Annotated in this window: 26 protein-coding genes; 25 read left to right on the top strand and 1 reads right to left on the bottom strand. The window is 63.4% G+C overall.

Going from position 1 to position 26,232, the window contains the following annotated elements; all coding sequences use genetic code 11:
- Positions 1–75: 75 nt before the first annotated feature.
- The 25 genes from KW568_RS04065 to KW568_RS03945 all read left to right on the top strand — a co-directional run bounded on the left by KW568_RS04065 (position 76) and on the right by KW568_RS03945 (position 25,179).
- Positions 76–474, top strand: coding sequence for a BlaI/MecI/CopY family transcriptional regulator (locus KW568_RS04065; RefSeq protein ID WP_023114178.1), 399 nt, complete (start codon positions 76–78; stop codon positions 472–474).
- Positions 474–1,469: a M56 family metallopeptidase gene (locus tag KW568_RS04060; protein ID WP_031636929.1), complete on the top strand. Its 996-nt coding sequence runs from the start codon at positions 474–476 to the stop codon at positions 1,467–1,469. Before KW568_RS04065 ends, KW568_RS04060 begins: the two co-directional genes overlap by 1 nt.
- Before the next feature lie 140 nt (positions 1,470–1,609).
- The gene (locus KW568_RS04055; protein ID WP_031636928.1) at positions 1,610–2,857 is read left to right on the top strand and encodes a TolC family protein; all 1,248 of its coding nucleotides are present in this window, start codon (positions 1,610–1,612) and stop codon (positions 2,855–2,857) included.
- On the top strand, positions 2,854–4,083 hold the full coding sequence (locus KW568_RS04050; protein ID WP_031636927.1) for an efflux RND transporter periplasmic adaptor subunit: 1,230 nt from the start codon (positions 2,854–2,856) through the stop codon (positions 4,081–4,083). Before KW568_RS04055 ends, KW568_RS04050 begins: the two co-directional genes overlap by 4 nt.
- 10 nt (positions 4,084–4,093) lie before the next feature.
- On the top strand, positions 4,094–7,234 hold the full coding sequence (locus tag KW568_RS04045) for an efflux RND transporter permease subunit (RefSeq protein ID WP_033880256.1): 3,141 nt from the start codon (positions 4,094–4,096) through the stop codon (positions 7,232–7,234).
- Between the two features lie 177 nt (positions 7,235–7,411).
- Entirely contained in the window at positions 7,412–8,077 is a 666-nt protein-coding gene (locus KW568_RS04040; RefSeq protein ID WP_049879081.1) for a HupE/UreJ family protein, read from the top strand.
- A 21-nt stretch (positions 8,078–8,098) separates the two neighbouring features.
- A complete protein-coding gene (locus KW568_RS04035) occupies positions 8,099–8,731 on the top strand; it encodes a hypothetical protein (RefSeq protein ID WP_023114184.1) in 633 nt (210 codons plus the stop codon).
- A gap of 129 nt (positions 8,732–8,860) precedes the next feature.
- Positions 8,861–9,124, top strand: coding sequence for a hypothetical protein (locus KW568_RS04030; RefSeq protein ID WP_023114185.1), 264 nt, complete (start codon positions 8,861–8,863; stop codon positions 9,122–9,124).
- A gap of 74 nt (positions 9,125–9,198) precedes the next feature.
- Entirely contained in the window at positions 9,199–10,143 is a 945-nt protein-coding gene (locus KW568_RS04025; protein WP_023114186.1) for a LysR family transcriptional regulator, read from the top strand.
- A complete protein-coding gene (locus KW568_RS04020) occupies positions 10,140–10,418 on the top strand; it encodes a lipoprotein (RefSeq protein ID WP_031636913.1) in 279 nt (92 codons plus the stop codon). Before KW568_RS04025 ends, KW568_RS04020 begins: the two co-directional genes overlap by 4 nt.
- 236 nt (positions 10,419–10,654) lie before the next feature.
- Positions 10,655–12,664: a conjugal transfer protein TraG gene (locus KW568_RS04015; RefSeq protein WP_031636910.1), complete on the top strand. Its 2,010-nt coding sequence runs from the start codon at positions 10,655–10,657 to the stop codon at positions 12,662–12,664.
- A complete protein-coding gene (locus KW568_RS04010; RefSeq protein ID WP_003111089.1) occupies positions 12,661–13,125 on the top strand; it encodes a ribbon-helix-helix protein, CopG family in 465 nt (154 codons plus the stop codon). Before KW568_RS04015 ends, KW568_RS04010 begins: the two co-directional genes overlap by 4 nt.
- Positions 13,122–14,174 carry a P-type conjugative transfer ATPase TrbB gene (gene trbB / locus KW568_RS04005; RefSeq protein ID WP_031636909.1) on the top strand — a complete coding sequence of 351 codons (1,053 nt, stop codon included), beginning with the start codon at positions 13,122–13,124 and terminating at the stop codon, positions 14,172–14,174. The genes KW568_RS04010 and trbB overlap by 4 nt, the downstream gene beginning before the upstream one ends.
- On the top strand, positions 14,171–14,554 hold the full coding sequence (locus tag KW568_RS04000; protein WP_031636907.1) for a TrbC/VirB2 family protein: 384 nt from the start codon (positions 14,171–14,173) through the stop codon (positions 14,552–14,554). Before trbB ends, KW568_RS04000 begins: the two co-directional genes overlap by 4 nt.
- Positions 14,551–14,823 (top strand): VirB3 family type IV secretion system protein, encoded by a 273-nt coding sequence (locus KW568_RS03995; protein ID WP_003103993.1) that lies wholly within the window; start codon positions 14,551–14,553, stop codon positions 14,821–14,823. The genes KW568_RS04000 and KW568_RS03995 overlap by 4 nt, the downstream gene beginning before the upstream one ends.
- A gap of 15 nt (positions 14,824–14,838) precedes the next feature.
- Positions 14,839–17,292 carry a conjugal transfer protein TrbE gene (gene trbE / locus KW568_RS03990; protein ID WP_034023493.1) on the top strand — a complete coding sequence of 818 codons (2,454 nt, stop codon included), beginning with the start codon at positions 14,839–14,841 and terminating at the stop codon, positions 17,290–17,292.
- Positions 17,289–18,014, top strand: coding sequence for a P-type conjugative transfer protein TrbJ (gene trbJ / locus KW568_RS03985; protein ID WP_017677040.1), 726 nt, complete (start codon positions 17,289–17,291; stop codon positions 18,012–18,014). Before trbE ends, trbJ begins: the two co-directional genes overlap by 4 nt.
- Positions 18,015–18,026: 12 nt before the next feature.
- Positions 18,027–18,347 (top strand): hypothetical protein, encoded by a 321-nt coding sequence (locus tag KW568_RS03980; protein ID WP_031636888.1) that lies wholly within the window; start codon positions 18,027–18,029, stop codon positions 18,345–18,347.
- Complete coding sequence (gene trbL / locus KW568_RS03975) at positions 18,344–19,729, top strand: P-type conjugative transfer protein TrbL (RefSeq protein WP_034023495.1); 1,386 nt, start codon at positions 18,344–18,346, stop codon at positions 19,727–19,729. Before KW568_RS03980 ends, trbL begins: the two co-directional genes overlap by 4 nt.
- A gap of 12 nt (positions 19,730–19,741) precedes the next feature.
- The gene (gene trbF, locus KW568_RS03970; RefSeq protein WP_005304512.1) at positions 19,742–20,446 is read left to right on the top strand and encodes a conjugal transfer protein TrbF; all 705 of its coding nucleotides are present in this window, start codon (positions 19,742–19,744) and stop codon (positions 20,444–20,446) included.
- Complete coding sequence (gene trbG, locus KW568_RS03965; protein ID WP_034023498.1) at positions 20,443–21,438, top strand: P-type conjugative transfer protein TrbG; 996 nt, start codon at positions 20,443–20,445, stop codon at positions 21,436–21,438. The genes trbF and trbG overlap by 4 nt, the downstream gene beginning before the upstream one ends.
- Positions 21,439–21,440: 2 nt before the next feature.
- Positions 21,441–22,715 carry a TrbI/VirB10 family protein gene (locus KW568_RS03960; RefSeq protein ID WP_034023500.1) on the top strand — a complete coding sequence of 425 codons (1,275 nt, stop codon included), beginning with the start codon at positions 21,441–21,443 and terminating at the stop codon, positions 22,713–22,715.
- Positions 22,712–22,957: a DUF2274 domain-containing protein gene (locus KW568_RS03955; protein ID WP_031636880.1), complete on the top strand. Its 246-nt coding sequence runs from the start codon at positions 22,712–22,714 to the stop codon at positions 22,955–22,957. Before KW568_RS03960 ends, KW568_RS03955 begins: the two co-directional genes overlap by 4 nt.
- Positions 22,958–23,272: 315 nt before the next feature.
- Positions 23,273–23,911 (top strand): uracil phosphoribosyltransferase, encoded by a 639-nt coding sequence (upp, locus tag KW568_RS03950; RefSeq protein ID WP_003247366.1) that lies wholly within the window; start codon positions 23,273–23,275, stop codon positions 23,909–23,911.
- A 2-nt stretch (positions 23,912–23,913) separates the two neighbouring features.
- Positions 23,914–25,179, top strand: a complete 1,266-nt coding sequence (locus KW568_RS03945; protein ID WP_003247369.1) for a uracil-xanthine permease family protein — start codon at positions 23,914–23,916, stop codon at positions 25,177–25,179.
- A 35-nt stretch (positions 25,180–25,214) separates the two neighbouring features.
- On the opposite strand, the gene hemH is transcribed toward KW568_RS03945, so the two are convergent.
- A complete protein-coding gene (gene hemH, locus KW568_RS03940; protein WP_003247370.1) occupies positions 25,215–26,231 on the bottom strand; it encodes a ferrochelatase in 1,017 nt (338 codons plus the stop codon).
- Between the last annotated feature and the right edge of the window lies 1 nt (position 26,232).

The raw sequence follows: 26,232 nt of genomic DNA, 5'->3' as shown, positions 1-26,232 counted from the left end.
ACAATAAACCGATTGACGGTCGGTTTTTTGTGGTGGATACTCTTGAGTTCGAGTCAAAGCTCGGAGCCGACAACATTGACCAACCACAGCGTACCAACACTTGGCGATCTGGAAATCGCCGTGCTCGAAGACATCTGGCGCTTCGGCCCGTCCGACACCAAGGCGGTGTACGCGCGCATTGGGCAGTCTCGCTCGATTTCCTTGAACACCGTGCAATCCACGCTAGAACGTCTGTTTCGCAAGGCCATGCTCCAGCGCGAAAAGATCAGCCATGCCTACGAATACTCGGCACGAGTATCTCGCCGGGAACTGATCCAGAAGCTGGTCGAGTCCACGGTGCGTCGTGTCGCAGGCCCGCAGCCGGATGCGTTGTTGAGCGCCTTTGTCGATCTTGCTGCAAGGGCGGATGATGACCAGCTCAAGAGGCTGGAGGAGTTGATTGCCCGTCGTCGCGCTGAATTGGATCAGCCGTGATGACGAGTTATGGCCCACTACTTCAGTTCGCATTGCTATCCGGCTTCGTGCTGGCAGTAACGCTTACCCTGCTGATTGGAGCCTGCGAGCGCCCATTACGCCGTGCGCTGTCGGGAAAGACCCCCTATCAGCGAGCAAGAGTGTCTTGGTGGATGCTGGTAACACCCGCATTGGCGGGTATTGCCTATACGGCCATGACCATCGCCATGCCGTCGATGTTTGATGATTCGGCCAGATTTGCCGCTGCCTGCTCTGCGCACGCTGACACGCTGCTGCACCTGTGCGTTTGGCACCCGAGCGGCAATGGGCAAAGTGCCTGGCTATGGGGAGCATTGGCATTGTTGGCGGGATACGCGGTTTGGCTGGCTTTACGGGCCGCAGTTGGCCTTTGGCGTGCTCGTCGAACCCTTGCCTCGATGGTGCGCCTGAGCTGGCGTCCGGGGCATCCAGACAAACTTCGCGTGCTTGATGTCGATCAGCCTATGGCGCTGGCTTGTGGCGTCGGGAATGGCCACATCCTGCTTTCAACCTCGTTGATGCGGCGACTCGACCCAACGCAATTGCGCGTGGTGCTGGCGCACGAACAGGCTCATATCGCCAATCGAGATGTGCTGCATCGCCTGATCGCTGTCGTCTTGTCGAGCATCCAGTTGCCGGGCACTCGTCGCCGGCTGTTGCGCGATCTGGAACTCGCCTTGGAACAGCGTTGTGATTTCGCTGCTGCAAACGAAGTGGGATGCCCTGTCGCCGTAGCCGAAACCATCGTTGCAGTAGAAAAGATATTTCGGCAACACGCCAAGAAACAGATGCCTTTGGCTATGGCGTTCTTTTCCGATTTCGTCCCTGAGCGTGTCGAGGCGTTGCTGTCGTCCAAGCACTCGTCTGTCTCATACCTGGGGCCGATGCTGGGCATTCTTGTTCTGGCGTTTTGCAGCCTATCTACCGGCTGGCTGCATTCCGTGACCGAATCTCTCATCACTGTGATGACGAGGTAAGTCCATATGCGCGCGTGCTGTGTTTTTTTGCCTGAAAAACCGATGGATGATCGGTTTTATGACGACTCCACTCAGGCGTGTGCGAGCAGCCATGACGCGGAATCGTTTGCTCGCCACCTGTCGTCGTCGTGAGGATTTTCATGAATTTGATCCGCTTAGTAGCCTTGGTGTTTGTCGGAGCCTGCGGTACATCCGCAGCCCTGGCCGCCGAACCCCTGCGATTGGAGGAGGCAGTCTCCCGAGCACTGGCCGCCCACCCATCCATCGCCGCCGAAACGGCGCAGCTCCAGGCCGTCCGAGCGCGCACACAGCGCGAAGCCCTGCCACCGCCTTACACCATTGGCGGCGAGGTTGAGAACGTCGCTGGGAACGGCAACCTGCGAGGTATCCGCTCGGCTGAAACGACATTGCGCATCGGTCGGGTCATAGAACTCGGCGGCAAGCGTGAGGCTCGCCAAACGCTAGGACAAGCCGAGCTGAGAGAACAAGAGCACCAGGCCACCAAAACGCGGATAGACCTGGCTAGTTCAACGACGGCCCGCTTCATTGAAGTGCTCGCCAGGCAACAGCGATTGACCTATGCCGAGGAACGCATCAAGCAAGCGGAACGCACGCGGCAAGAGGTTGCTGCGTGGGTAAAAGCCGCACGCAATCCTGATTCAGATTTGCAGGCTGCCGATATTGCAGTCGCTGAGGCCCAACTGAATCGGGAGAGTGCTGAACACGAACTGGCAAGCGCCAAGATGACTTTGGCCGCAAGCTGGGGGGCAACGATCCCCGACTTCGGCGAGGTCGTCGGCGACCTCCAAACCTTGCCGACCGTGGCGCCATTCGAGACGCTGGCCGCCCGTTTGCCCATGACGCCGGAACTGTGGGCTTCGCGTTTGCGGGCCGACACCATCGGCGCCCGCCGCCGGCTCGCGGAGGCCGAAGCCAAACCCAACATCGACGTCAGCTTGGGCATTCGGCGTTTGGAAGCCTACAAGGATCACGGCGTAGTGATGTCGATCTCGGTGCCGCTGGGCAGCCCGACGCGCTCTGGATACGCGGTATCCCAGGCCAATGCGGAGCTTGCTGCGCTTGAAGCGAGGCGTGACGCCGAACGTTTTGAGCGCCATCAGGCGCTGTTCGACAAGTATCAAGAACTCACGCGCGCACGGACAGAGGCTGAGTCGCTACGCGCACGAATGCTGCCTATGGCTGAAAGCGCCCTGGCAACGACTCGTCGCGGCTTCGAGCAAGGCCGATTCTCCTATTTGTCGTTGGCTCAAGCGCAGCGAACGCTATTCGACCTGCGTGCGCGAGCTGTGGAAGCCGCCACCCGCTATCACCTTCTGCTGGTCGAGGTGGAACGCCTCACCGCCACCGTTGAGGACACCGCACCATGATTCGCATTCTTTCCCTGCTGCTCCTTTGTGTACTTGCCGCCGCATGCAGCCCTGGCGGCGACAAGCCCAAAGAGGCGGCCAGTGCCCAAGCCAGCGGAAGCTATGAGCGCGGCCCAAACAATGGGCGGCTACTCCGCGACGGTGACTTCGCTTTGGAGGTCACCATCTACGAAACCAACGCCCCCCCGCATTACAGGCTCTACGCCTATCGTGACGGCAAGCCAGTTGCCCCCGCTGATGTTGCCGCAACGATCAAGCTCTCCCGTTTGGATGGCGAGGTCAACCAATTCACGTTCAGGCCAGAAGGCAACTATCTGGTCGGCAGCGGTGAAGTGACCGAGCCGCATTCTTTCGATGTCGCCGTGACCGCCGAACACGCCGGAAAGAAGTCCACTTGGTCTTATGAATCCTATGAGGGTCGCGTAAGCATTCCGGCTGGTATCGCCAAGGATGCTGGCATCAAGACCGAATCAGCGGGGCCGGCAGTCATCCGAGACGTTGTGCGGCTGATGGGAACCGTTGTTCTGGATGCCGACAGACACGCAGCGGTTCGCGCACGCTTCCCTGGCATCGTGCGGTCAGTGAACGTGCAACAGGGCGAGCGAGTCCGCCGCGGCCAGACGCTGGCCATCGTGGAGGGCAACGACAGCATGCGCACCTACCCGATTACCGCACCGTTCGACGGCGTGGTGCTCGCACGCAACACGAACGTCGGTGATGTGGCTGAAGCAGGTGCGCTGTTCGAGTTGGCTGACCCGTCCTACGTATGGATCGACCTGCGCGCCATCGGCACCGATGCCGAAGCCCTACAGCCAGGGCAGCCGGTACGAATCCGGTCAGCCACCGGGAAGACCGAAGCCAGCGGAAAGATCCAGCGATTGTTGCCGGTGGCTGGCAGCGGCCAAAGCGTCATTGCCCGCGTCAGCATCCCGAACCCGGAGGGGCGCTGGCGCCCTGGCATGACCGTGGCGGCCGAGGTCACAGTAGGCACGCGCAAGGTATCACTGGCGGTAAAGGAGTCCGGGTTGCAGAGATTCCGAGACTTCACCGTGGTTTTCGCACAGGTTGGCGAGACATACGAAGTCCGAATGCTCGAACTTGGCGAGCGCGATGGTGAATACGCCGAAGTGACTAACGGACTCAAGCCCGGCACAAACTACGTGGCCGAGCAAAGTTTCCTGATACGCCAAGACATCGAAAAGTCTGGCGCAAGCCACGATCACTGAGGGCGCGGATATGCTCGAACGTATCATTCGCGCGTCCATCGCGCATCGCTGGCTCGTGCTTCTATTGGTGCTGGCCCTGTCCGGGCTGGGCATCTGGAACTACAGCCGCTTACCGATCGACGCGATACCGGACATTACCAACGTCCAGGTACAGATCAATACTGAGGCGCCGGGCTACTCGCCAATGGAGGCTGAGCAGCGCGTCACTTTTCCGGTTGAGACGGCGCTAGCTGGCCTCGCCCGGTTGGAATACACCCGCTCGATTTCCCGCTACGGCCTGTCGCAAGTCACTGCGGTCTTTGAGGACGGTACTGATATTTACTTTGCCCGCCAGCAGGTCGCCGAACGCTTGCAGCAGGCATCTTCGCAACTTCCGGCGGGCCTGAATCCTTCTCTCGGGCCGGTGGCAACCGGCCTGGGCGAGATATTCATGTATACCTTGGAACCCGAAAAGGGCTACGAGGAAATATGGACACCGACGGCGCTGCGCACATTGCAAGACTGGTCGGTGCGTCCGCAGCTCCGCAATCTGAAAGGCGTCACCGAGGTCAACACCATCGGCGGTTACGTGCGTCAGTTCCACATCACACCCGATCCGGTCAAGCTACTGGCCTACGAGTTGACGATGAACGACGTGCTGAACGCCGTTGCGCGGAACAACGCCAACGTCGGTGCCGGCTACATCGAACGTCACGGCGAGCAGTACCTGATCCGCATCCCCGGACAGGTAGGCGACATCGAGCGACTGCGGAAGATTGTCGTGGCAACGCGCGATGGGCTGCCACTCCGAATGTCCGACGTGGCGGAAGTTCTGGAAGGTAGCGAACTGCGAACCGGCGCGGCCACAAAAGACGGCAAGGAGGTCGTGCTGGGAACAGCATTCATGCTGATTGGCGAGAACAGCCGAGCGGTTGCACAGCGCACGGTAGAAAAGCTCGCTGAAATCGACGCGACACTTCCCGAGGGAGTCCGAGCGCACGCGGTTTATGACCGCACTCAACTCGTTGATCGCACCATCGCAACCGTGCAGAAGAATCTTCTGGAAGGCGCGTTGCTGGTGATTGCCGTGCTGTTCATGTTGCTAGGCAACCTGCGCGCAGCCCTGATAACCGCAGCGGTCATTCCGCTCGCCATGCTGCTGACGATCACCGGCATGGTGCAAAACCGAATCTCGGCCAACCTGATGAGCTTGGGCGCACTGGATTTCGGCCTGATTGTCGATGGCGCGGTCATCATCGTGGAGAACTGCTTACGCAGGTTCAGCGAACGACAGCACCAGCTCGGTCGGCTGTTGACCCGCGATGAGCGTTTCTCGCTGGTTTCGAGCGCCAGTGCAGAGGTCATCAAGCCTGCCCTGTTCGGATTGTTCATCATCACGGCGGTTTACCTTCCAATATTCGCGCTATCGGGTGTGGAAGGAAAGATGTTCCATCCGATGGCTCTTACCGTCGTGATCGCATTGACTGGTGCGATGGTGTTGTCCCTGACTTTCGTGCCCGCTGCGGTCGCGTTGTTTGTCACCGGCAAGGTTTCCGAGAAGGAAACCAAGGTGATGCGGGGCATCAGCCGCTTCTATGCGCCACTTCTCCAGAAGGCAATCAGGCTGAGAGTCGCCGTCGTCGCGGCGGCAGCGGTGTTGGTAGTGCTGTCTGGTTTGCTTGCAACGCGCCTTGGCACCGAGTTCATCCCTAATCTGGATGAAGGCGACATCGCCTTGCACGCGATGCGGATTCCCGGAACGAGTCTGACCCAGGCGATTGGCATGCAGCGCCAGTTGGAAGCGCGGATCAAGGAGTTTCCAGAGGTTGAGGAAGTCTTTGCCAAGATCGGTACTGCCGAGGTTGCGACTGATCCCATGCCGCCTTCGGTAGCTGACACTTTCATCATGCTCAAGGATCGCAGCGAATGGCCCGATCCGCGCAAACCGAGAGCCGTATTGCTTGCCGAGCTGGAAAAGGCGGTGAACACCATTCCCGGCAACAACTACGAGTTCACTCAGCCCGTGCAGATGCGCATGAATGAGTTGATCGCGGGTGTTCGAGCCGAGGTGGCGATCAAGGTGTATGGCGATGACATGGAGCAACTGGCCCAACTAGGCTCCAAGCTTGAAGCCGTGGCCGAGAGTATCGAGGGATCTGCTGACGTGGCGCTCGAACAGATTACGGGCCTGCCGCTGATGACGATCACGCCGAACGTGGATGCACTGTCTCGATACGGTCTGGCGATCGCTGACATACAGCAGACGGTGGCAATCGCTCTTGGTGGTGCCGTCGCTGGTCAGGTGTTTGAGGGCGATCGCCGCTTCGATATTGTGGTTCGGTTGCCCGAAGCGCAGCGCCAAGACCCTAAAGCACTGGCGACACTACCCATTCCCGTCCCGAGCGGCACTGCTGCCGCACCGGGCCAAGCCGGTTACGTACCGCTTGGCCAGCTTGCGTCAATCGAAGTGGCACCCGGCCCCAATCAGATCAGCCGCGAGAACGGTAAACGCCGGATCGTCATTACCAGCAATGTGCGCGGACGCGATTTAGGGTCGTTCGTGGAAGAACTGCGTGAGCGCGTAAGCCGCGAAATCACACTGCCAGAGGGCTATTGGGTCAATTACGGAGGCACGTTCGAGCAACTCATTTCGGCGAGCCAACGGCTGTCCGTCGTCGTGCCGGCTGTACTGGTTCTGATCTTCGGCCTTCTGTTCATGGCCTTCGGCTCGGGCCGGGACGCCACAGTCGTCTTTAGCGGCGTGCCATTGGCACTGACAGGCGGCGTTGCCGCATTGTGGCTACGCGATATTCCGCTTTCGATTTCGGCAGGGGTTGGATTCATCGCCCTATCCGGTGTGGCGGTGCTCAACGGCCTGGTGATGGTGAGCTTCATTCGCAAGCTGCACCACGAAGGCACGCCGATTCACGATGCCATCGTGAACGGCGCGATGACGCGGCTACGCCCGGTACTGATGACTGCGCTGGTTGCAAGCCTTGGTTTCGTCCCGATGGCCGTCAACGTCGGAACGGGTGCGGAAGTGCAACGACCCCTTGCAACCGTCGTCATTGGCGGCATTGTTTCCTCGACGCTGTTGACGTTACTGGTGCTGCCGGCCCTGTATCGCCTCATCCATCGGCGCACCGATAGCCAGGACACCGCGCCGGCGTAAGCAAGACGCCAATTTCAACGGTTCGCATGGCGCGGCGAACGAGAAAGACGCTTGCCGCACCCGAACCACATGGATTCTTAGGTGAGTAATTGAGGTATGAAATTCATGCGTGAAAGATCACTTGAAGTAATGCCGGATCGCCATCGACCGACCTGGCAACGGACTTCCCTGTTTCTTATGGCGACGACTATCCTGCTGTTCGCGTGCGCGAATCAGGCACTCGCCCATGCCGTTGCCGAGGGCGATAAGGGCTACATCCAGGAAATATCCGGCGTCAACCTCATCCCTTTTATGTATCTAGGGGCGAAACATATGGCGACGGGATACGACCATATCCTGTTCCTGCTTGGCGTAATCTTCTTCCTGTACCGGATGAAGCATATCGCCCTGTATGTGACGCTATTTGCCATCGGCCACTCAACCACGATGCTGCTTGGCGTGTATTTCAACGTCGGGATAAACAGCTACATCATCGACGCGATCATCGGTCTTTCGGTGGTTTACAAGGCGCTCGACAACATCGGCGCATTTCAGCGTTGGCTCGGCTTCCAGCCCAACACGAAAGTCGCAACAGTCGTATTCGGACTCTTTCACGGATTCGGCCTGTCAACCAAGATCATCGAATACAACATCTCGCCCGATGGCCTGATTCCAAATCTTTTGGCATTCAATGTCGGCGTTGAAATCGGGCAGTTGATCGCGCTCGGCACTATTCTGATCGCAATGAGCTACTGGCGCCGAACAGCTAGTTTCTGGCGCCATGCGTACACCGCCAACGTAGCGATGATGTGTGCCGGTTTCATCCTGATCGGCTATCAGCTCACCGGCTATTTCGTTTCCTGAATCAAACACGGAGAAAATTCCATGTACAACGTATCCAAGCCAACCCTCGACGACCTTCCATCGTCGAAACAACTGCTGCGCTCGACGCTCATTGCACTCGTCGCCGCCATCGCAATTTTGGTCGGCATCGTCCTTCCCTCCGAGTACGCGATCGACCCAACAGGGATTGGTCGCGTCCTCGGCCTGACGGAAATGGGGGAGATCAAGACGCAATTGGCCGAAGAAGCCGCTGCGGATGCCGCGAAGGATGCAGCCATGCCCGCTGCCGCGACGACAGGGAATGCAGGCACCGCCGCGCCTGCACAAGCACAGAACGCCGCGCAGGCGGAGAACGGCGCCGCCTGGCGCGATGAAATGCGCGTCGCACTCAAGCCCGGCCAAGGGGCGGAGGTGAAGTTGAGTATGAAGGCCGGCGAGCAGGTCGAGTTCAGTTGGGTTGCCGAAGGGGGCGTTGTGAACTTCGATACCCACGGCGATGGTGGCGGCCAGTCCATCAGTTATGAAAAGGGTCGCGCGGTGCCCGCTAGCAATGGCGTGATCCAGGCTGCCTTTAGTGGAAATCACGGTTGGTTCTGGCGGAACCGTGGCGACGCTGACGTGACGGTGATTGTTCGCACTCGCGGTCAATACATGGAAATGAAGCGCGTCTTGTGATTGGCAAATTGGTTACGGGCACATGCCCATGCACTCCGGCTTCCCCCCCCCATGCCAATTGCATGGCAGGAAGCCGAAGTTTCCCGCCCTGCCACATAGGCCGGGCCTCATCCCAGGAGATATTGAAAAATGAACATTCGTCCGGTTTTGATTGCAGCTCTAGCCAGCGCCTCGCTCGCTTCGCCATTCGTGATGGCCCATACCGGCGGGCATGACGACGATGCGAAGGCGATACCGAAGACATGCGAGCAATTGGCAGATACGAAGCGGTATATCAGTGACGTGGCTTATCCCGAAGTAAAGAAGCTGAAAGAGCAATGCGACGCCGCGAAGAAGAAGCCAAACGCGGCGCAATCTTCTGCGGAACGCCGCCCGTCCAACGGCGGCAACTGATTGTTTAGGGCGTAGCCGCGACTCACAGGTCGCGGCTACCGCCTGCGATGCGCACTCGTGGGAGCTATTCGTCTATGGAGTTGAGACATCTAAAATACTTTCTCGCCGTGGCGGAGGAGCTTCACTTCGCTAGAGCTTCGGAGAAGCTGCACATTGAACAATCTCCACTTTCTCGCGCCATTAAGGAGCTAGAGGAGGAGCTAGGTGTTGTACTGTTTGCCCGTACCACACGCAGCACTCGCCTAACACGTGCAGGTAAGTTGTTTCTGGAGCATGTCCGCCGGGTATTTGCTGTTCTGCAACAAGCGCGCGACAGCGTAAAAGCAGCGGCCAATGGATTTCACGGTCAGTTGCGGGTGGCCTTATCGGACGGCATTACACCGTCGCGCCTTCCGGCGGTGCTCGCTTTGTGCCGACAGGAAGAACCTGAAGTCGAGATTCGCTTCTCCGAAGTGCCGTTGTCGCAACAAATCAAGGGGCTACACGACGATCTTTATGACGTAGGATTCGCGCAATCAGACGAAGTGGGCGAAGGCATCGTCGCTATACCCGTCTGGAGCGATGCGCTCATGGTGGCTGTACCTGCTCGACATCCTCTGCTGGTGCATAAGCGCATTCCGTTGGAGGAACTGCTCCGCTACCCTCTGGTTCTGTGCGATCCACAGGTTTGCGAAAGCCACGCGAAACACGTTGATCGGGTACTGCGCCGTGCGGACATGGAACCCCTGATCGCGGAGCGCGTGGCCTCCTGCGATTTGATGATGGCGCTTGTATCGGCCGGCTTCGCGCTTGGGCTTACGGGTGCAGCACACATTACAGCTAGCAGACAACCGGGCGTGGTGGCCCGCCCCTTGGCATCACGTGTCCCACCCCTGACAACCTATCTGCTGCACCCTATAGGCGAACCATCGGAGGTTCTGGCTCGATTCATTGAGCGCGTACAGGCCATCGAATCTCTGGAATCTCCCAGGCCCATGCTGGGCCGCAATCTTGATCCCCCGGAGGAACCTGCGCCATGACGAAGATCATCCATTTCTTGCTGGTGCCGGTGTTGACCGCCTGCGGCCAATCCGAAACGCCTCAGAAGGCCAACACATCGGAAGCGAATATCCCAACGGTGGAGGAACTGGCAGCCAATCCCGAACGGTTGAAGGAACTACGCCAACAGTGCAAGACGGATCGGCCCAAGCGGGGTGACGTGCTCTGCAATCGGGTGGCCGGGGCCACGCGCAAACGGTTCTATGGCGACGGCGAAACGCCCTACACGCCGCCGAAGGAATCGCCCAAGTTCTGATCGTTGGCAGTTCGCCGCATCGGCTTCAATTTTCTGTTCGACACGCCGCAATGCGCTATCGCTTGCGGCGTTTTTCTTTGATTCGACGCCGCGCGAATTCTGTCTTTTTGCTCGACCTTTCTGCTCGAAACGGTCTTTGACCGGCACTGACCTGGCACCGATCCTGACGCTAGCGGCACGTCCTTGTGCCGCGCTTTCCATGAGGAAGAAGCGCAGGGGAAATCGGAGGCCAGGTAATGCAAGGGACGAACGTGCTGTTCGGTCAGATCGCCGTGGTATTCGGCATCGTGATCGCCGGCGTGTGGGGCGCCACACAATGGACAGCAGCCGCCCTTGGTTATCAGCTACGCCTTGGCTCGCCCTGGTTCGATCTTCTTGGCACACCGATCTACCACCCGTGGAAGCTGTTTGAGTGGTGGTTCTTCTTCGATGCCTACGCGCCGCGCGTGTTCGATACCGGCGGCGCCATCGCGGGTGGCAGCGGCCTGCTGGCGGTGGTGGTCGCCATCGGCATGTCGATCTGGCGCTCACGGCAATCGCGCCTGGTCACGACCTACGGCTCGGCGCGCTGGGCGAACGCGGATGACATTCGCAAGGCGGGTCTGACGCAGCCGGCCGGCGTATTCCTCGGCCAGCACGACCGCCAGTACCTGCGGCATGAAGGCCCGGAACACGTCCTGACCTTCGCTCCCACACGCTCGGGCAAAGGTGTCGGCCTGGTGGTGCCGACGCTGCTTTCCTGGCCTGCGTCCGCCGTCATCCACGACATCAAAGGCGAGAACTGGCAGATCACTGCCGGCTGGCGTAGCCGCTTCAGCCACTGCCTGCTGTTCAACCCCACCGATGCAAAGTCGGCGACCTACAACCCACTGCTGGAGGTGCGGCGCGGCGCGCATGAGGTGCGCGACGTGCAGAACATCGCGGACATTCTGGTCGATCCCGAAGGTGCGCTGGAGAAGCGCAACCATTGGGAAAAGACCAGCCATGCGCTGTTGGTCGGCGCCATCCTGCATGTGCTCTACGCGGGCGAAGACAAGACGCTGCGCGGCGTCGCCAACTTCCTGTCCGACCCGGCCAGCCCCTTCGAGCTGACCTTGCACCGGATGATGACCACGCCGCACCTCGGCGATGGGCCGCATCCTGTCGTCGCTTCGGCGGCGCGCGAAGTGCTCAACAAGTCGGACAACGAGCGTTCCGGCGTGTTGAGCACCGCCATGTCGTTCCTCGGCCTGTACCGCGACCCCACGGTGGCCGAAGTCACATCGCGCTGCGACTGGCGCATTGCCGACCTGATCGCGGCAGAGCATCCGGTGTCGCTGTATTTGGTGGTGCCGCCCTCGGACATCTCGCGGACGAAGCCGCTCATCCGCCTGATCCTCAACCAGATCGGCCGGCGCCTCACCGAATCGCTCGATGGCTCCGATGGCATCGAGCGCCGCCACAAGCTGCTACTGATGCTCGATGAGTTCCCCGCGCTGGGACGACTCGACTTCTTTGAGACGGCCTTGGCCTTCATGGCGGGCTACGGCATCCGCAGCTTCCTCATCGCGCAGTCGCTCAACCAGATCGACAAAGCCTACGGCCAGAACCATTCGATTCTCGACAACTGCCATGTGCGCGTGACGTTCGCCACGAACGACGAGCGCACGGCCAAGCGCATTTCCGAGACGCTGGGCACGGCCACCGAACTGCGCGCCCAGCGCAACTACGCGGGCCACCGGCTCGCGCCGTGGCTGGGCCACCTGATGGTGTCGCGCCAGGAAACCGCGCGCCCGCTGCTGACGCCGGGCGAAGTCATGCAGCTTCCGCCCGACGAGGCCGTGGTGATGGTGTCCAGCGTGGCGCCGATCAAGGCCAAGAAGCTGCGCTACTACGCGGACGCCAATTTCAAGCGTCGCGTGCTGCCGCCGCCCGCGCTGGCGGACGGGCAGTACGCCGACGCGCCGCCGTCGCGGCCCGACGACTGGAGCGGGCTGGCGATTCCTGCCGTGCCCGCTGCACTGGCCGCCGCATCCGCCGATGGCCTGGAGAACTTGGGTTCGACCGACGACGGCGGCCCGCGCCGTCAGCCCGAACTCTCCGAAACCGTCGCCTACGACCCCGAGCTGGCCGCTCCCGCGGCCGACCTTGGGCTGCTCGATGACGACGACGACCTGCCGCTTCCCCTTCCTCGCCAGCTCGATCCAGCCATGCAGCGCACGGCCCGGCTGGCTTCCCTCGACCCCAACGACGGAATCGAGCTATGAGCCACTACCGCCTCAACCTGTTCATCCAGCCGGAGCACGCCAAGCGGCTCGATGAGCTGGCCGCCAAGAAAGGCGTGTCCAAGTCGTCCATCGTCGCGGCGGCGCTCGCATCGTGGCTTTCGCCCGATGCTGCCGACCAGCGCGAGGCGGCCATTGCCAAGCGGCTTGATCGCCTGTCGCGCCAAGCCGAGCGCATGGAGCGCGACCAGAACATCGCCATCGAAACGCTGGCGCTGTTCATCCGCTACTACTTGACCGTCAGCACGCCAGTTCCCGAGGCGCACCAAGACGCGGCGCGCGCCCAGGGCAAGGCGCGCTTCGAGCAGTTCACCGAGCAGCTTGGTCGCCACCTGCTGCGGGGCCGCAGCCTGGTGCGCGACGTGGTGGAGGAACTGCATCCCGACCCGATGCGGATGGAAGACGCGGCGGCAGCCGCGCAAGCGCAGGAGCGTGCGTCATGAGCGCCATTCCGCAGTCCATGAGTGCCACGTCGCTCGACCGCCGCATCCAGATGCTGCGCACGGCGATGGGGCCACTAATCGCCGCTGCGCTCGAAGACCCGGACGTGGTGGAGGTGATGCTGAATCCCGATCGCACCCTTTGGGTGGATCGGCTTTCCAGTGGGCGTGCGCCGATGGGCGTGGAACTGCCCGAGGCGGATGGCGAGCGAATCATCCGCCTGGTCGCGGCCCACGTCGGCGCGGAAGTCCATCGCGGCCAGCCGCTGCTGTCCGCCGAGTTGCCCGAGACGGGCGAACGCTTCGAGGGCATCTTGCCGCCGGCAGCGCCAGGGCCGGCCTTCGCGCTGCGCAAGCGCGCCATCGGTGTGATTCCGCTGGAGCGGTACGTCATCGACGGGATGATGACCAGCGCGCAGGCGGGCTTTCTCGTTCGTGCCGTGCGCGAGCGGCAGAACGTGTTGATTGCCGGCGCCACCAGCAGCGGCAAGACCACGCTCGCCAATGCTTTGCTCGCCGAAATCGCCGCCACCGGCGACCGCGTGCTGGTGCTCGAAGACACGGTGGAACTGCAATGCGCGGCCCGCGACCACGTTCCGCTGCGCACCCGCGCGGGCGTGGTGTCGATGACCGAACTGGTGCGCTCGTCCATGCGCTTGCGCCCTGATCGCGTCGTCGTCGGCGAGGTGCGCGGTGCCGAGGCGCTGGATCTCATCAAGGTGTGGGGCACGGGCCACCCCGGCGGCATCGCCACGATCCACGCCGGCTCCGCGCTCGGCGCGCTGCTGCGCCTGGAGCAACTGATTCTCGAAGTGGCGGTGAATCCGCCCCGTGCGCTGATCGCCGAGGCGGTCAACGTGGTGATCCACATCGCCGGACGCGGGCGCAAGCGCCGCATCGAGAGCATCGCCCGCGTCGTCGGCTTCGACGGCGTGGGCTACCAACTGGCGGACGCGCTGGAAACGCCGTTTCCCGAGCTGCCGCCACGTCCCGATGCCGCACCCGCTGCGGCGACATCCCCATCCCCTGACTCACTTGGAGAACTGCCATGACGCAGATGACCATTCCTGCTTTCCGTTTTTCTGCAAATCCGGCTTTGCGTCTTGCGCAGCTGCGCTGCCTGGCCCGCCCTGCGGGGCAAGGGCTGTTGCTGGCCGCGCTGCTGCTGTTCCTGGCCGGAACCGCGCAGGCCGCCGGTTCCTCGATGCCGTGGGAAGGCCCGCTGCAATCCATCCTCGAATCCATCCAGGGGCCGGTGGCGCGCATCGTCGCGGTCATCATCATCATCGCCACGGGCCTCGCGCTCGCGTTCGGTGACACGTCCGGCGGATTCCGCAAGCTGATCCAGATCGTGTTCGGTCTGTCCATCGCCTTCGCGGCGTCGAGCTTCTTCCTGTCGTTCTTCAGCTTCTCCGGCGGGGCCGTCGTATGAGTGCCCCGGACACCTTCGCGGACGGCTTCGAGGTGCCGCTGCATCGCTCGCTGACCGAGCCGATTCTGCTGGGCGGTGCGCCGCGCACCGTGGCGATCGCCAACGGCACGCTGGCCGCCGCTGTCGGCCTGGGCCTGCAACTGTGGATTCCCGGCGTGGTGCTCTGGATCGTCGGCCATTCGCTGGCGGTGTGGGGTGCGCGCGTCGATCCGCAGTTCATGCAGGTCTTCGCCCGGCACATCAAGCACCGCCCGCTGCTGGACGTGTGAGGGGAGGACGCCGCGATGCTGAACCTCGCCGAATACCGCCAGCGCCCGGCCTTACTTGCCGACTGGCTGCCCTGGGCCGGGCTGGTCGCACCGGGCGTCGTCTTGAACAAGGACGGCAGTTTCCAGCGCACGGCCCGGTTTCGCGGGCCTGACCTCGACAGCGCGACGCAAGGCGAACTGGTCGCCACGTCGGCGCGGTTGAACAACGCGCTGCGCCGCATGGGATCGGGCTGGGCGCTATTCATCGAAGCCGAGCGCCGGCCGGCGGCCGATTATCCGCACTCGGAGTTTCCCGAGCCGCTTTCGTGGGTGGTGGAGGAAGAACGCCGTGCCGCCTTTGAGGAATCGGGCAATCACTTCGAGAGCGGCTATCACCTGACGCTGCTTTACCTGCCGCCGGAAGAATCCCGCGCCCGTGCAGCCAAGATGCTCTACGAGAACACGCCGACGAATGGCGTGGACTGGCGCGAGCGGCTGCAAGCCTTCGTCGCGGAAACGGATCGCGTCTTCGACCTGCTCGACGGCGTGATGCCGGAAATTGACTGGCTCGATGACAGCCAGACGCTGACCTACCTGCACGCGACCATCTCGACGCGGCGCTATCGCGTGAGCGTGCCCGAAGTGCCGTTCCACATCGACGCGCTGCTGACCGATTCCGCGCTGGTCGGCGGCCTGGCGCCCATGCTGGGCGACCAGCACCTGCGCGTGGTGTCGGTGCGCGGCTTCCCGACCTCGACCTGGCCGGGGATTCTGGACGACCTCAACCGCCTCGGCTTTGCGTACCGCTGGAGCACGCGCTTTCTGTGTCTCGACAAATCCGAGGCGGAACGGGAGTTGGGGCGCCTGCGCCGCCAGTGGTTCGCCAAGCGCAAGAATGTCATCGCGCTGCTGCGTGAAACGATCTTCCAGCAGGAAAGCCCGCTGGTCGATACCGACGCCAACAACAAGGCCGCCGACGCCGACGCTGCCTTGCAGGAGTTGGGTAGCGATCAAGTCGCCTTCGGCTATCTGACGGCGACCGTCACCGTCATGGACACGGACGCCGCCGTCGCCGACGAGAAGCTGCGCATGGTGGAGCGCGTCATCCAGGGTCGGGGCTTCGTCACCATCCCTGAAACGCTCAATGCCGTGGATGCCTGGCTGTCCTCGCTCCCCGGCAACGCCTACGCCAACGTGCGCCAGCCCATCGTCTCGACGCTGAACTTGGCGCACATGATGCCGGTGTCGGCGGTATGGGCCGGGCCGGAGAAGAACGACCACCTCGACGGCCCGCCGCTGATCGTCACGCGCACCGATGGCGCGACGCCGTTCCGGCTGGTGACGCACATCGGCGACGTGGGCCACACGCTGGTCGCGGGGCCGACTGGCATGGGCAAGTCGGTCTTGCTCGCCACGCTGGCGATGCAATTTCGCCGCTATCGCGGCTCGCGCATCTTCGCCTTCGACATGGGCCGTTCCATGCGGGCCACGATCCTGGGCCTGGGCGGCGAACACTACGACTTGGGCACGGATGGCGAAATCGCCTTCCAGCCACTCGCGCGCATCGACCGTGAGGGCTACCGCACCTGGGCCGCCGAATGGATCGAAGGCCGCTTGCTGCACGAAGGCGTGGCGGTCGGCCCCGACGAGAAGGCGGCTATCTGGTCGGCGCTGGGAAGTCTCGCCGGTGCGCCGGTGGAGCAGCGCACGATGACGGGACTTTCCGTGTTGCTGCAATCAAACACGCTGCGGCAGGCGCTGTCGCCCTATGTGCTCGGTGGCGCGCACGGCAAGCTGCTGGACGCCGACCATGACCGCCTCGGCATGGCCGACGTGCAGTGCTTCGAGATGGAGGAGCTGATGCACAGCAAGGCCGCCGTCATGGCCGTGCTGCATTACCTCTTTGCGCGTTTTGATGAACGCTTCGACGGGGCGCCCACGCTGCTGATCCTCGACGAAGCATGGCTGTTCCTCGATGACCCGGTGTTTGCCGCGCGTATCCGCCAGTGGCTCAAGACACTGCGCAAGAAGAACGTCAGCGTCATATTCGCCACGCAGAGCCTTGCCGACATCAAGGATTCGAGCATCGCACCCGCGATCATCGAAAGCTGCGCGAGTCGGATTTTCTTGCCCAACCCGCAGGCGACCGAGCCGCAGATTCGCACGATCTACGAGGGCTTCGGCCTCAACAGGCGGCAGATCGAAATCGTCGCCACCGCGCAGCCCAAGCGCGACTACTACTACCAATCCCGCCTCGGCAACCGCCTGTTCGACCTCGACCTGGGGCCGGCGGCGCTGGCGTTTGCGGGCGCTTCCACGCCGCAAGACCAGCGCGACATAGACCGCGTGCTGCTGGACGCCGGCGTGCCCGGCTTCGCGGGCGCCTGGCTGCGCCATCGCGGCCTCGATTGGGCGGCCGACCTGCTGCCCTCGTTCCCCGGCCTCGCGCCGGGTTCCCTCGCTGACCAACCCTTGGAGAACCTGCCATGAAGAAGCGTCTTATTGCCGCCGCCATCGCGGCCATGCTTTGCACCGCCACCGCCCATGCGCAATGGGTCGTGGTCGATCCCACGAACCTCGTGCAGAACACGCTGACCGCGATCCGCACGCTGGAGCAGATCAACAACCAAATCCAGCAGCTTCAGAACGAAGCGCAGATGCTGATGAACCAGGCGCGCAACCTCGCCAGCCTGCCGTCCAGCGTGGTGAACCAGTTGCGCGCCAATCTGGCGACCACCGAGCGGCTGATCGCCCAGGCCAGGGGCTTGGCCTACGACGTGACGAATCTGGATCGGGAGTTCGCGCGCCTGTATCCCGAGCAGTACGCCGCCACCGTCAGCGGCGACCAGATGTACCGCGACGCGCAGGAACGTTGGCGGAACACGCTCAACGGCTTGCAGACCACCATGCAGATGCAGGCGCAGGTGTCGCAGAACCTGGGCGAAGACGAAAGCGTGCTGGCCGATCTTGTGGGCAAGAGCCAGTCGGCCGAAGGTGCGTTGCAGGCGATGCAGGCCATGAATCAATTGCTGGCCTTGCAGGCCAAGCAGTCGATCCAGTCGCAGCGGCTCCAGATCACGCAAGACCGGGCGGCATCGCTGGAGCTGGCGCGGCAGGCGGCAGCCACGGAGCGCGCCCGCGAGGTGCGGCGGCGCTTCCTCGGCGACGGCACGCCGTACACGCCGCAGTCCGTGAACTTCTACGGCAACTGACGGGAGGCCGCCATGCGATGCGTCCTCGCCCTTGGTGTCGTGCTGCTGGCCGCTTGCGGCGAGCAGCCGGCCGACCACCTTGCCGATGCCTTGGCCGCCGATCCCGTGCGGCTCAAGGCATTGCGCGCGCAATGCGCGGCCGACCGGCAGGCCACGGGCGAGGACGCTTGCCGTGCCGCCGCCGAAGCCTTCCGGCGGCGCTTCTTCTCCGGCCAGGCCGGGCCGGATGAGTACCAGACGCTGGCCGACCTGCCGCCGATCCCGCCGAGCTTCGAGGAGCCGGCCGATGGCGTGGCGCCGGCCGATCCCGCCGAACCGGAGGACACGCCATGAATGACGTGACCATCATCGACCAGTTCCTCAACACCTTTGCCGCTTATATCGACTCGGGTTTCGGGCTGCTGCGGGGCGAAGTGGCGTTCCTCACGGCCACGCTGATCGTCATCGACATGACGATCGCCGGCCTGTACTGGGCCATGAGCCATGCCACCGGCCAGGGCGAGGACGTGATCGCCAAGCTGCTGCGCAAGGTGCTCTACGTCGGTGCCTTCGCCTACATCATCAATAACTTCAACTGGCTGGCCAGCATCGTGTTCCGCTCGTTTGCGGGATTGGGCATCACCGCCACCGGCTGGGCCATCACGATGGAGAACTTCTTGCAGCCGGGCCGGCTGGCGAAAACCGGCATCGACGCCGGGGCGCCGATTCTGGAGCAGATCGGCGAGATGGCGGGCTTTCCCGAAGTGTTCGTGAACCTCGACCCCATCGTGGTGATGTTCCTCGCGTGGCTGATCGTGGTCTTGTGCTTCTTCGTGCTGGCGATCCAACTGTTCATCACGCTGATCGAGTTCAAGCTGACCACGCTCGCCGGATTCGTGCTGGTGCCATTCGCGCTCTGGAACAAGACCGCGTTCCTCGCCGAAAAGGTCTTAGGCAACGTGGTGGCCTCCGGCGTCAAGGTTCTGGTGCTGGCCGTGATCGTCGGTATCGGCTCGGGCTTGTTCGCTCAGTTCCAAGTCCATCCCGCCGAGCCGTCCATCGACCACGCGCTGGTCATCATGCTGGCCTCACTCACGCTGCTGGCGCTGGGGATCTTCGGCCCCGGCATTGCCACGGGCCTCGTGTCCGGTGCGCCGCAACTCGGCGCGGGCGCAATGGCCGGTGCTGCTGTCGGCGCTGCCGGCACGGCCGTCGCCATTGGCGCCGCTGCGACGGGCGTAGGCGGTGCCGTGGCCGCTGGCGCGCGCATGGCCCCGGCTGCCGCCAAGCTGGCCGGCGCTGGTGCGCGTGCCGCCACGTCGGCGGCTGGTAGTGCGAAATCGGCGTTCCAGGCCGGCTCCGCCGCCGCAGGTGGTGGTGCGAAAGGCGCAATGGCGGGCCTGGGCAACGTCGCCAAGACCGGCGCGCAGGCAGCCGGGCGAGGTGCTGCATCCCGCGCTTCCGCTGCCGGGCAACGCATAGCCGCTCCCTTCCGCGCTGGCTGGAATGGCGCTGCTGCCGATGGCGGCGCGGGCGCGGCATCCGGTCAGGGTGCCGCAGGCGAGGCCGCATCCGGCGCCGCTACGGCGCAGACACAGAAACAGCCCGCCTGGGCCAAGCGGCTGCATCGCCGCCAGCAACTCACCCATGCCGCGACCACCGCCGCCCACACGCTGCGCGGTGGCGATGGCGGCGGCTCCGGCCAAGGGCCGAGCCTGCGCGATTCCGATTCATAAGGAGAACTGACCATGCGATTCAAGAAACCGCAGGTGCGCTACGCCGACACGCCGCAGCCTGCCACGCCGTACCAAGCTGCCGGCCAGGTGTGGGACGAGCGCATCGGCTCGCCGCGCGTCCAGGCGAAGAACTGGCGCCTGATGGCCTTCGGCTGCCTGACGCTTGCGCTGCTGATGGCCGGCGGCCTGGTGTGGCGCTCGGCGCAATCCATCGTGACGCCCTACGTCGTGGAGGTGGACAACGCGGGCCAGGTACGCGCCGTGGGCGAAGCCGCCACGCCATACCGGCCCAACGATGCGCAGACCGCGCACCACATCGCGCGCTTCGTGACGCTGGTGCGCTCGCTGTCCATCGACCCCATCGTCGTCCGCCAGAACTGGCTGGACGCCTACGACTACACGACCGACAAGGGCGCGGCCGTGCTCAACGACTACGCACGGGTCAACGACCCGTTCGCGCGCATCGGCAAGGAGTCGGTGACGGTGCAGATCACCAGCGTCGTGCGCGCCAGCGACACGTCTTTCAACGTGCGCTGGACGGAACGCCGCTACGTCAACGGAGCCGCGGCGGGCTTGGAGCGGTGGACGGCCGTGGTGTCCATCGTGCTCCAGCCGCCGCGCACCGAAGAACGCCTGCGCAAGAACCCCCTGGGCATCTACGTCAACGGCCTGTCGTGGAGCCGCGAACTGGATTCTTCCGAAGGAGCCAAGCCATGAATGATCTTTTCCGTAAATCCGCCTTGCCGGTGATCTTGCTTGCCCTGGCGGGCTGCGCCACGCAGGGCAAGCCACCGCCGACCATCTCGCTCGATGAGCAGCCGGTGCAGGCCCAGCCGCTACCCGAGCCACCCGCGCCGGTGGAGGTGGTGGCCGTGCCCGAGGTGCTGCCGATGCCGGCGCAGTTGAAGCCATTGCCCGAAGCCGAGGACGCCAAGCCCACGCCGGAGCCAGCCGACGAGAAGGTGCGCGTCTCACGGGCCAATGCCGAGGCGCGCGTCGCACCCACGCGCGAGGGATACGTCAACGCGATTCAGGTGTGGCCGTTCACCGATGGCGCGCTCTACCAAGTCTATGCAGCCGTAGGCCGCGTGACCGTGATTTCGCTCCAGCCGGGCGAGGAGCTGGTGACGGTGGCCGCTGGTGATACCGTGCGCTGGATCGTGGGCGATACGTCGAGCGGCAGCGGTGCTGACCTGCGCGTCAATGTGCTGGTCAAGCCGATCCGCTCGGGCCTCAAGACCAATCTCGTCATCACCACCAACCGCAGGACGTACCTGCTGGAGTTGGCTTCGACGGAAAAGACGTGGATGGCGTCGGCTTCTTGGGAGTATCCGCGTGACCGGATGCTGGCCTTGCAGCGCCAAGCGCAGGCGGCCAGCGCCGCCGCGCCGGTGGACTCCGGCTTGTCGCTGGAGAACCTGCGCTTTCGCTACGCGGTCAGCGGCAGCACCCCGCCGTGGAAGCCGCTGCGCGCGTTCGACGACGGCGCGAAGGTCTATATCCAGTTCCCGCCCGGTATCGCGCAAGGCGAGTTGCCGCCGCTGTTCGTGATCGGGCCGGAAGGCGACGGGCAACTGGTCAACTACCGCTTCCGCTCGCCGTACTACATCGTGGATCGGCTGTTCGGCGCCGCCGAACTGCGCCTGGGCGGGGACAAGGGTGACGTGGTGCGAATTGAGCGCACGGACGGCGTTGCGCGGAGGAACTGACCATGAGCCAGGACGACACCCCCGACCTCGCCACGCCACAGGCGGGCAAGGTCGCGCCGGAGGCGGTGGCGCTGCGCGCCCAGCCGCGCCCAGTCACTCGCCTGAATCGGCGCACGCTGGCCATCCTCGTCGGCGGCCTGTCCGTCGCCGTGCTCGGGGCCACGATCTGGTCGCTGCAACCGCAGCGGCGCGGCGCGGGCGAGCAGACCGAGCTTTACAACGTCGATCGTGTCTCGAAGTCCGAAGGGTTGGACGGCCTGCCGGCGGACTACTCGAAGCTGACGCCGAAAGTGCCCGAGCTGGGGCGGCCGCTACCGGGCGACCTCGGCCCGGCCATCGTGAACTCGCAGCAGCCGGCCGTGGCCGCTTACGCGGCCCCTGGCCACGATCCCAACGACGCCTTGCGCAAGGAGGCGGAAGCCGCTGCGGCTTCGTCGGTGTTCTTCCGCTCGGGCGGCCAAGGGCAGGCGGCCGCCACGATAGCGCAGGCGGCGCCGGGTGCGCCCGGCGGTGCAAGCGCACTCGCGGCCTTCGACCCGCTCGCTGCCGGGCCGGCCTCGACGGCGGCCCAGCCCGCCGACCCGACTGCCGTGCAGAACCGGCAAGACCAGAAAGAGGCGTTCCTGAAAGCCGGCTCTACGGAAACCCGCAATTCCGGCAATCTGGCGCTGCCGGCGTCGCCCTATCAGGTGATGGCCGGAACCGTGATCGCGGCCGCGCTGGTGACTGGCATCAAGTCAGACTTGCCGGGCGACGTGATCGCCACTGTCACGGAGCCGGTCTATGACACGGCCACGGGCAAGTTCCTGCTGATCCCGCAGGGGTCGCGCATCCTGGGCAAGTACAACAGCCAGGTCAGCTATGGGCAGAGCCGCGTGCAGGTGGTGTGGAACCGGGTCATCCTGCCGGATACCTCATCGCTGACGCTCGACAACCTTGTGGGCACCGATCCAGCGGGCTACGCCGGCCTGGAGGACGACGTGGACTGGCATTGGAAGCGCATCGTCTCGGGCGCGGTGCTGACGACGCTGCTGGGCGTGGGCGCCGAACTGGCCGCGCCGGAGAACCGCCAGGACGGCAACCGCATCGTCATCGCCGGGCGTGATAGCGCCCAGGACAGCATCAATCAAGTCGGACAGGAGATCACCCGGCGCAACATGAACATCCAGCCGACGCTGACCACGCGGCCCGGCCTGCCGGTGCGGATCATCGTCAACCGGGATCTGGTGCTGCGGCCGTACCAGCCCCTGTTCTTTAACCGGGGAGCTTCGCAATGACCACGACCAAGAAGCTGCGGCTCGGGCCTCTGCCCAAGACCGAGAGTGTCAAGCTGACCTTCGCCTGCCCGGCAAGCCTGAAAGCCGACCTCGACCGCTACGCCTCGCTGCACGCGCAGGCGTATGGCGAGGTGGTCGATGCAGAGAAATTGATCCCGCACATGCTGGAGGCGTTCATGGCGGGGGATCGGGGATTCAGGAAGGGCACGGCGACCCGGAGCGCGCCATCGAAGCCGACATGATGGCGTCACATACCAACGGCATCCATCGAACGCGCAGCCACCGGCTGCGCGTTCTTCATTCTGGATGCCGCCAAGCCTCTTGGGCTATGATGACGCGACAGGCCCGCCGTTCCTCGGCAATCCAGCACGACACGGTGCGATGCGGCTTTCTCTCCCGACGCTCTTATGTGGCTCCTAGCCGACGAAGCCGCGGTTCTGCAAAGCGGCCCCGAAAAGAGCTAACCTACTGTCCCATATACGGTTTCAAGCCCTGCGTGATTTGCGCGAAAGACTTGACACCGGCACTTTTTTGCCCGCCTTTCGGAGCCCTCCCCTATGCCCACTCGTGAGATCCGCCATCCGCTGATCCGCCACAAGCTTGGCCTGATGCGCCGTGCCGATATCAGCACCAAGAATTTTCGCGAACTCGCCCAGGAAGTCGGCGCGCTCCTGACGTATGAAGCCACCCAGGACCTGCCCCTCGAAACCTACGAGATCGACGGCTGGTGTGGCAAGGTCTCGGTTGAAAAAATCGCCGGCAAGAAGATCACCGTAGTACCGATCCTGCGCGCCGGCATCGGCATGCTCGACGGCGTGCTCAGCCTGATCCCGGGTGCCAAGGTCAGCGCCGTCGGCGTTGCCCGAAACGAAGAAACCCTCGAAGCCCACACCTACCTGGAAAAGCTCGCGCCGGACATCAACCAGCGCCTGGCCCTGATCATCGACCCGATGCTGGCCACCGGCGGCTCGATGGTTGCCACCATCGACCTGCTGAAAAAGGCCGGCTGCAAAGAGATTCGCGCCATGGTGCTGGTCGCCGCGCCAGAAGGCATCGAGGTGGTAGAAAAAGCCCACCCGGACGTGAAGATCTACACCGCCTCGATCGACCAGCGCCTGAACGAGCACGGCTACATCGTGCCAGGCCTGGGTGATGCCGGTGACAAGATCTTCGGCACCAAGCAAAAGGACGCCTGACCATGCAGGACGGCTTCAACGACCCGCTCTGGCGCCAGGTCGTTTCGGGCGCGCAGATGCTCTTCGTGGCATTCGGCGCGCTGGTGCTGATGCCCCTGATCACCGGCCTCGACCCGAACGTCGCGCTGTTCACCGCCGGCATCGGCACCCTGCTATTCCAGCTGGTCACCGGACGTCAGGTACCGGTGTTCCTGGCCTCGAGCTTTGCCTTCATCACGCCGATCATCCTCGCCAAAGGCCAGTTCGGCCTGGCCGAGACCATGGGCGGCGTAATGGCTGCTGGCTTCGTGTACACCTTCATGGGCCTGATGGTAAAAATCAAAGGCACCGGTTTCATCGACCGCATGCTACCGCCGGTGGTGATCGGCCCGGTGATCATCTCCATCGGCCTGGCCATGGCACCGATCGCCGCCAACATGGCGATGGGCAAAGGTGGGGACGGTACAGCGCTGATGCCATACAAGACGGCCATGCTGATCTCGATGCCAGCGCTGCTGACAACCTTGATCGTTGCCGTATTCGGCAAGGGCATTTTCCGCCTGGTGCCCATCATCTCCGGCGTGCTGGTGGGCTTTGCCCTGTCGTTCGCCTTTGGCGTGGTCGACACCGCCAGGATCGCTGCCGCACCGTGGCTGGAAATCCCCAATTTCACCGCCCCTGCGTTCAACTGGCAGGCCATTCTGTTCATCGTCCCGGTTGCGCTGGCGCCGGCGATCGAGCATATCGGCGGGGTGATTGCAGTGGGCAGCGTGACCGGCCGTGACTACCTGAAGAAGCCTGGCCTGCACCGGACGTTGCTGGGCGACGGCCTGGCGACTACTGCAGCCGGCCTGTTCGGCGGCCCGCCCAACACCACCTATGCCGAAGTGACCGGCGCGGTGATGCTGACCAAGAACTACAACCCGAAGATCATGACCTGGGCGGCGGTCTTCGCCATTACCCTGGCGTTCATCGGCAAGTTCGGCGCGCTGCTGCAGAGCATCCCGGTGCCGGTGATGGGCGGCATTCTGTGCCTGCTGTTCGGCTCGATTGCAGCGGTGGGCATGAACACCATGATCCGCCACAAGATTGACCTGGGCGAAGCACGCAACCTGGTGATCGTCTCGGTGACACTGGTGTTCGGTATCGGCGGCGTGCTGATCGGCAGCGGTGACGGCCCGGATGACTGGGGCCTGAAGGGTATTGCCCTGTGCGCCATTGTGGCTATTGCGCTGAACCTGATTCTGCCGGGTAATGACAGCTGGAAGCACAAGAAGCTGGATGTATAAACGGTCGGTAGGGGCCGCAAGGCGGCCCCTTCGATTCAGGCCTTTTCACTCATATCAGCCAACACCCTCACCCACTCCGGGTGATCATTCAGGCACGGCACCAGCACCAGCTCCCGGCCACCCGCCTCGACAAACTGCTCGCTGCCACGCATGCCTATCTCTTCCAGCGTCTCGATGCAATCCGCCACAAATGCCGGGCACATCACCAGCAGCTTCTTCACACCGGCCTTGGCCAGTTCATCCAACCGCGTCTCGGTGTAGGGTTCGATCCACTTGTCCCGGCCCAGCCGCGACTGGAACGATACCGACCACTTGCCATCAGGTATGCCCATTTTCTGCGCAAAGGCTTTGGCCGTGGCCAGGCATTGCCCGCGATAGCAAACCGAACGTACTTCGGCGGTTGCACCGTGGCAGCAATCGGCAGCACGCAGGTCGTGCTTGACCCCTTTCGGAAACAGCTTTTTCAGGTGCCGTTCCGGCAAACCATGGAAGCTCAACAGCAGGTGGTCGTAACCCGTCTCAAGGTACGGCCGGGCACTGGCAGCCAGTGCCTCGATGTACGCCGGATGCTCGTAGAACGGCTGCAGCACACGCATCTGCAACGGCAACTGGCGCTCGCTGACGGTCTGTTTTGCCAGCTCGACCACCGTGGTCACCGTGCTGTCGGCGAACTGTGGATAAAGCGGCGCCAAAGTCACCTTGCGCACACCTTGGGCGGCCAGCCGCTCCAACACATCAGGCAACGCTGGCTGGCCGTAGCGCATGGCAATTTCCACTGGGCCATGGGGCCAGTGCTCGACCATCGCTGCCTGCAGGCGACGGGTCAGCACAACCAGAGGCGAGCCCTCCTCCCACCAGATCGAAGCGTAGGCGTGTGCCGACTGCTCAGGGCGCTTGATCAGGATCAGCGACACCAGCAAGCGCCGCACCGGCCACGGCAGGTCGACCACGTACGGGTCCATGAGGAACTGGTTGAGGTAACGGCGCACATCGGCCACCGAGGTGGAGGCCGGGGAACCCAGGTTGACCAGCAGCAGGGCGTGATCGGTCATG

Origin of the sequence: Pseudomonas sp. HD6515 (assembly GCF_024971855.1) — a bacterium.
Classification (GTDB): domain Bacteria; phylum Pseudomonadota; class Gammaproteobacteria; order Pseudomonadales; family Pseudomonadaceae; genus Aquipseudomonas; species Aquipseudomonas alloputida.
The sequence above is the reverse complement of the archived record's forward strand: the minus strand, read 5'-3'. Positions and strand labels throughout refer to the sequence as shown.

Excerpts from the sequence above, each read along its gene's own strand:
- KW568_RS04050 (WP_031636927.1), top strand. The coding sequence starts at position 2,854 with ATGATTCGCATTCTTTCCCTGCTGCTCCTTTGTGTACTTGCCGCCGCA.
- KW568_RS04030 (WP_023114185.1), top strand. The coding sequence starts at position 8,861 with ATGAACATTCGTCCGGTTTTGATTGCAGCTCTAGCCAGCGCCTCGCTC.
- trbG (WP_034023498.1), top strand. The coding sequence starts at position 20,443 with ATGAATGATCTTTTCCGTAAATCCGCCTTGCCGGTGATCTTGCTTGCC.
- trbE (WP_034023493.1), top strand. The coding sequence starts at position 14,839 with ATGCTGAACCTCGCCGAATACCGCCAGCGCCCGGCCTTACTTGCCGAC.
- trbB (WP_031636909.1), top strand. The coding sequence starts at position 13,122 with ATGAGCGCCATTCCGCAGTCCATGAGTGCCACGTCGCTCGACCGCCGC.
- KW568_RS03945 (WP_003247369.1), top strand. The coding sequence starts at position 23,914 with ATGCAGGACGGCTTCAACGACCCGCTCTGGCGCCAGGTCGTTTCGGGC.
- trbF (WP_005304512.1), top strand. The coding sequence starts at position 19,742 with ATGCGATTCAAGAAACCGCAGGTGCGCTACGCCGACACGCCGCAGCCT.
- hemH (WP_003247370.1), bottom strand. The coding sequence starts at position 26,231 with ATGACCGATCACGCCCTGCTGCTGGTCAACCTGGGTTCCCCGGCCTCC.
- KW568_RS04020 (WP_031636913.1), top strand. The coding sequence starts at position 10,140 with ATGACGAAGATCATCCATTTCTTGCTGGTGCCGGTGTTGACCGCCTGC.
- KW568_RS04060 (WP_031636929.1), top strand. The coding sequence starts at position 474 with ATGACGAGTTATGGCCCACTACTTCAGTTCGCATTGCTATCCGGCTTC.
- KW568_RS04015 (WP_031636910.1), top strand. The coding sequence starts at position 10,655 with ATGCAAGGGACGAACGTGCTGTTCGGTCAGATCGCCGTGGTATTCGGC.
- KW568_RS04045 (WP_033880256.1), top strand. The coding sequence starts at position 4,094 with ATGCTCGAACGTATCATTCGCGCGTCCATCGCGCATCGCTGGCTCGTG.
- upp (WP_003247366.1), top strand. The coding sequence starts at position 23,273 with ATGCCCACTCGTGAGATCCGCCATCCGCTGATCCGCCACAAGCTTGGC.
- KW568_RS04000 (WP_031636907.1), top strand. The coding sequence starts at position 14,171 with ATGACGCAGATGACCATTCCTGCTTTCCGTTTTTCTGCAAATCCGGCT.
- KW568_RS04040 (WP_049879081.1), top strand. The coding sequence starts at position 7,412 with ATGGCGACGACTATCCTGCTGTTCGCGTGCGCGAATCAGGCACTCGCC.
- KW568_RS04035 (WP_023114184.1), top strand. The coding sequence starts at position 8,099 with ATGTACAACGTATCCAAGCCAACCCTCGACGACCTTCCATCGTCGAAA.
- KW568_RS04055 (WP_031636928.1), top strand. The coding sequence starts at position 1,610 with ATGAATTTGATCCGCTTAGTAGCCTTGGTGTTTGTCGGAGCCTGCGGT.
- KW568_RS04010 (WP_003111089.1), top strand. The coding sequence starts at position 12,661 with ATGAGCCACTACCGCCTCAACCTGTTCATCCAGCCGGAGCACGCCAAG.
- KW568_RS03955 (WP_031636880.1), top strand. The coding sequence starts at position 22,712 with ATGACCACGACCAAGAAGCTGCGGCTCGGGCCTCTGCCCAAGACCGAG.
- KW568_RS03980 (WP_031636888.1), top strand. The coding sequence starts at position 18,027 with ATGCGATGCGTCCTCGCCCTTGGTGTCGTGCTGCTGGCCGCTTGCGGC.
- KW568_RS04025 (WP_023114186.1), top strand. The coding sequence starts at position 9,199 with ATGGAGTTGAGACATCTAAAATACTTTCTCGCCGTGGCGGAGGAGCTT.
- KW568_RS03960 (WP_034023500.1), top strand. The coding sequence starts at position 21,441 with ATGAGCCAGGACGACACCCCCGACCTCGCCACGCCACAGGCGGGCAAG.
- trbJ (WP_017677040.1), top strand. The coding sequence starts at position 17,289 with ATGAAGAAGCGTCTTATTGCCGCCGCCATCGCGGCCATGCTTTGCACC.
- trbL (WP_034023495.1), top strand. The coding sequence starts at position 18,344 with ATGAATGACGTGACCATCATCGACCAGTTCCTCAACACCTTTGCCGCT.
- KW568_RS03995 (WP_003103993.1), top strand. The coding sequence starts at position 14,551 with ATGAGTGCCCCGGACACCTTCGCGGACGGCTTCGAGGTGCCGCTGCAT.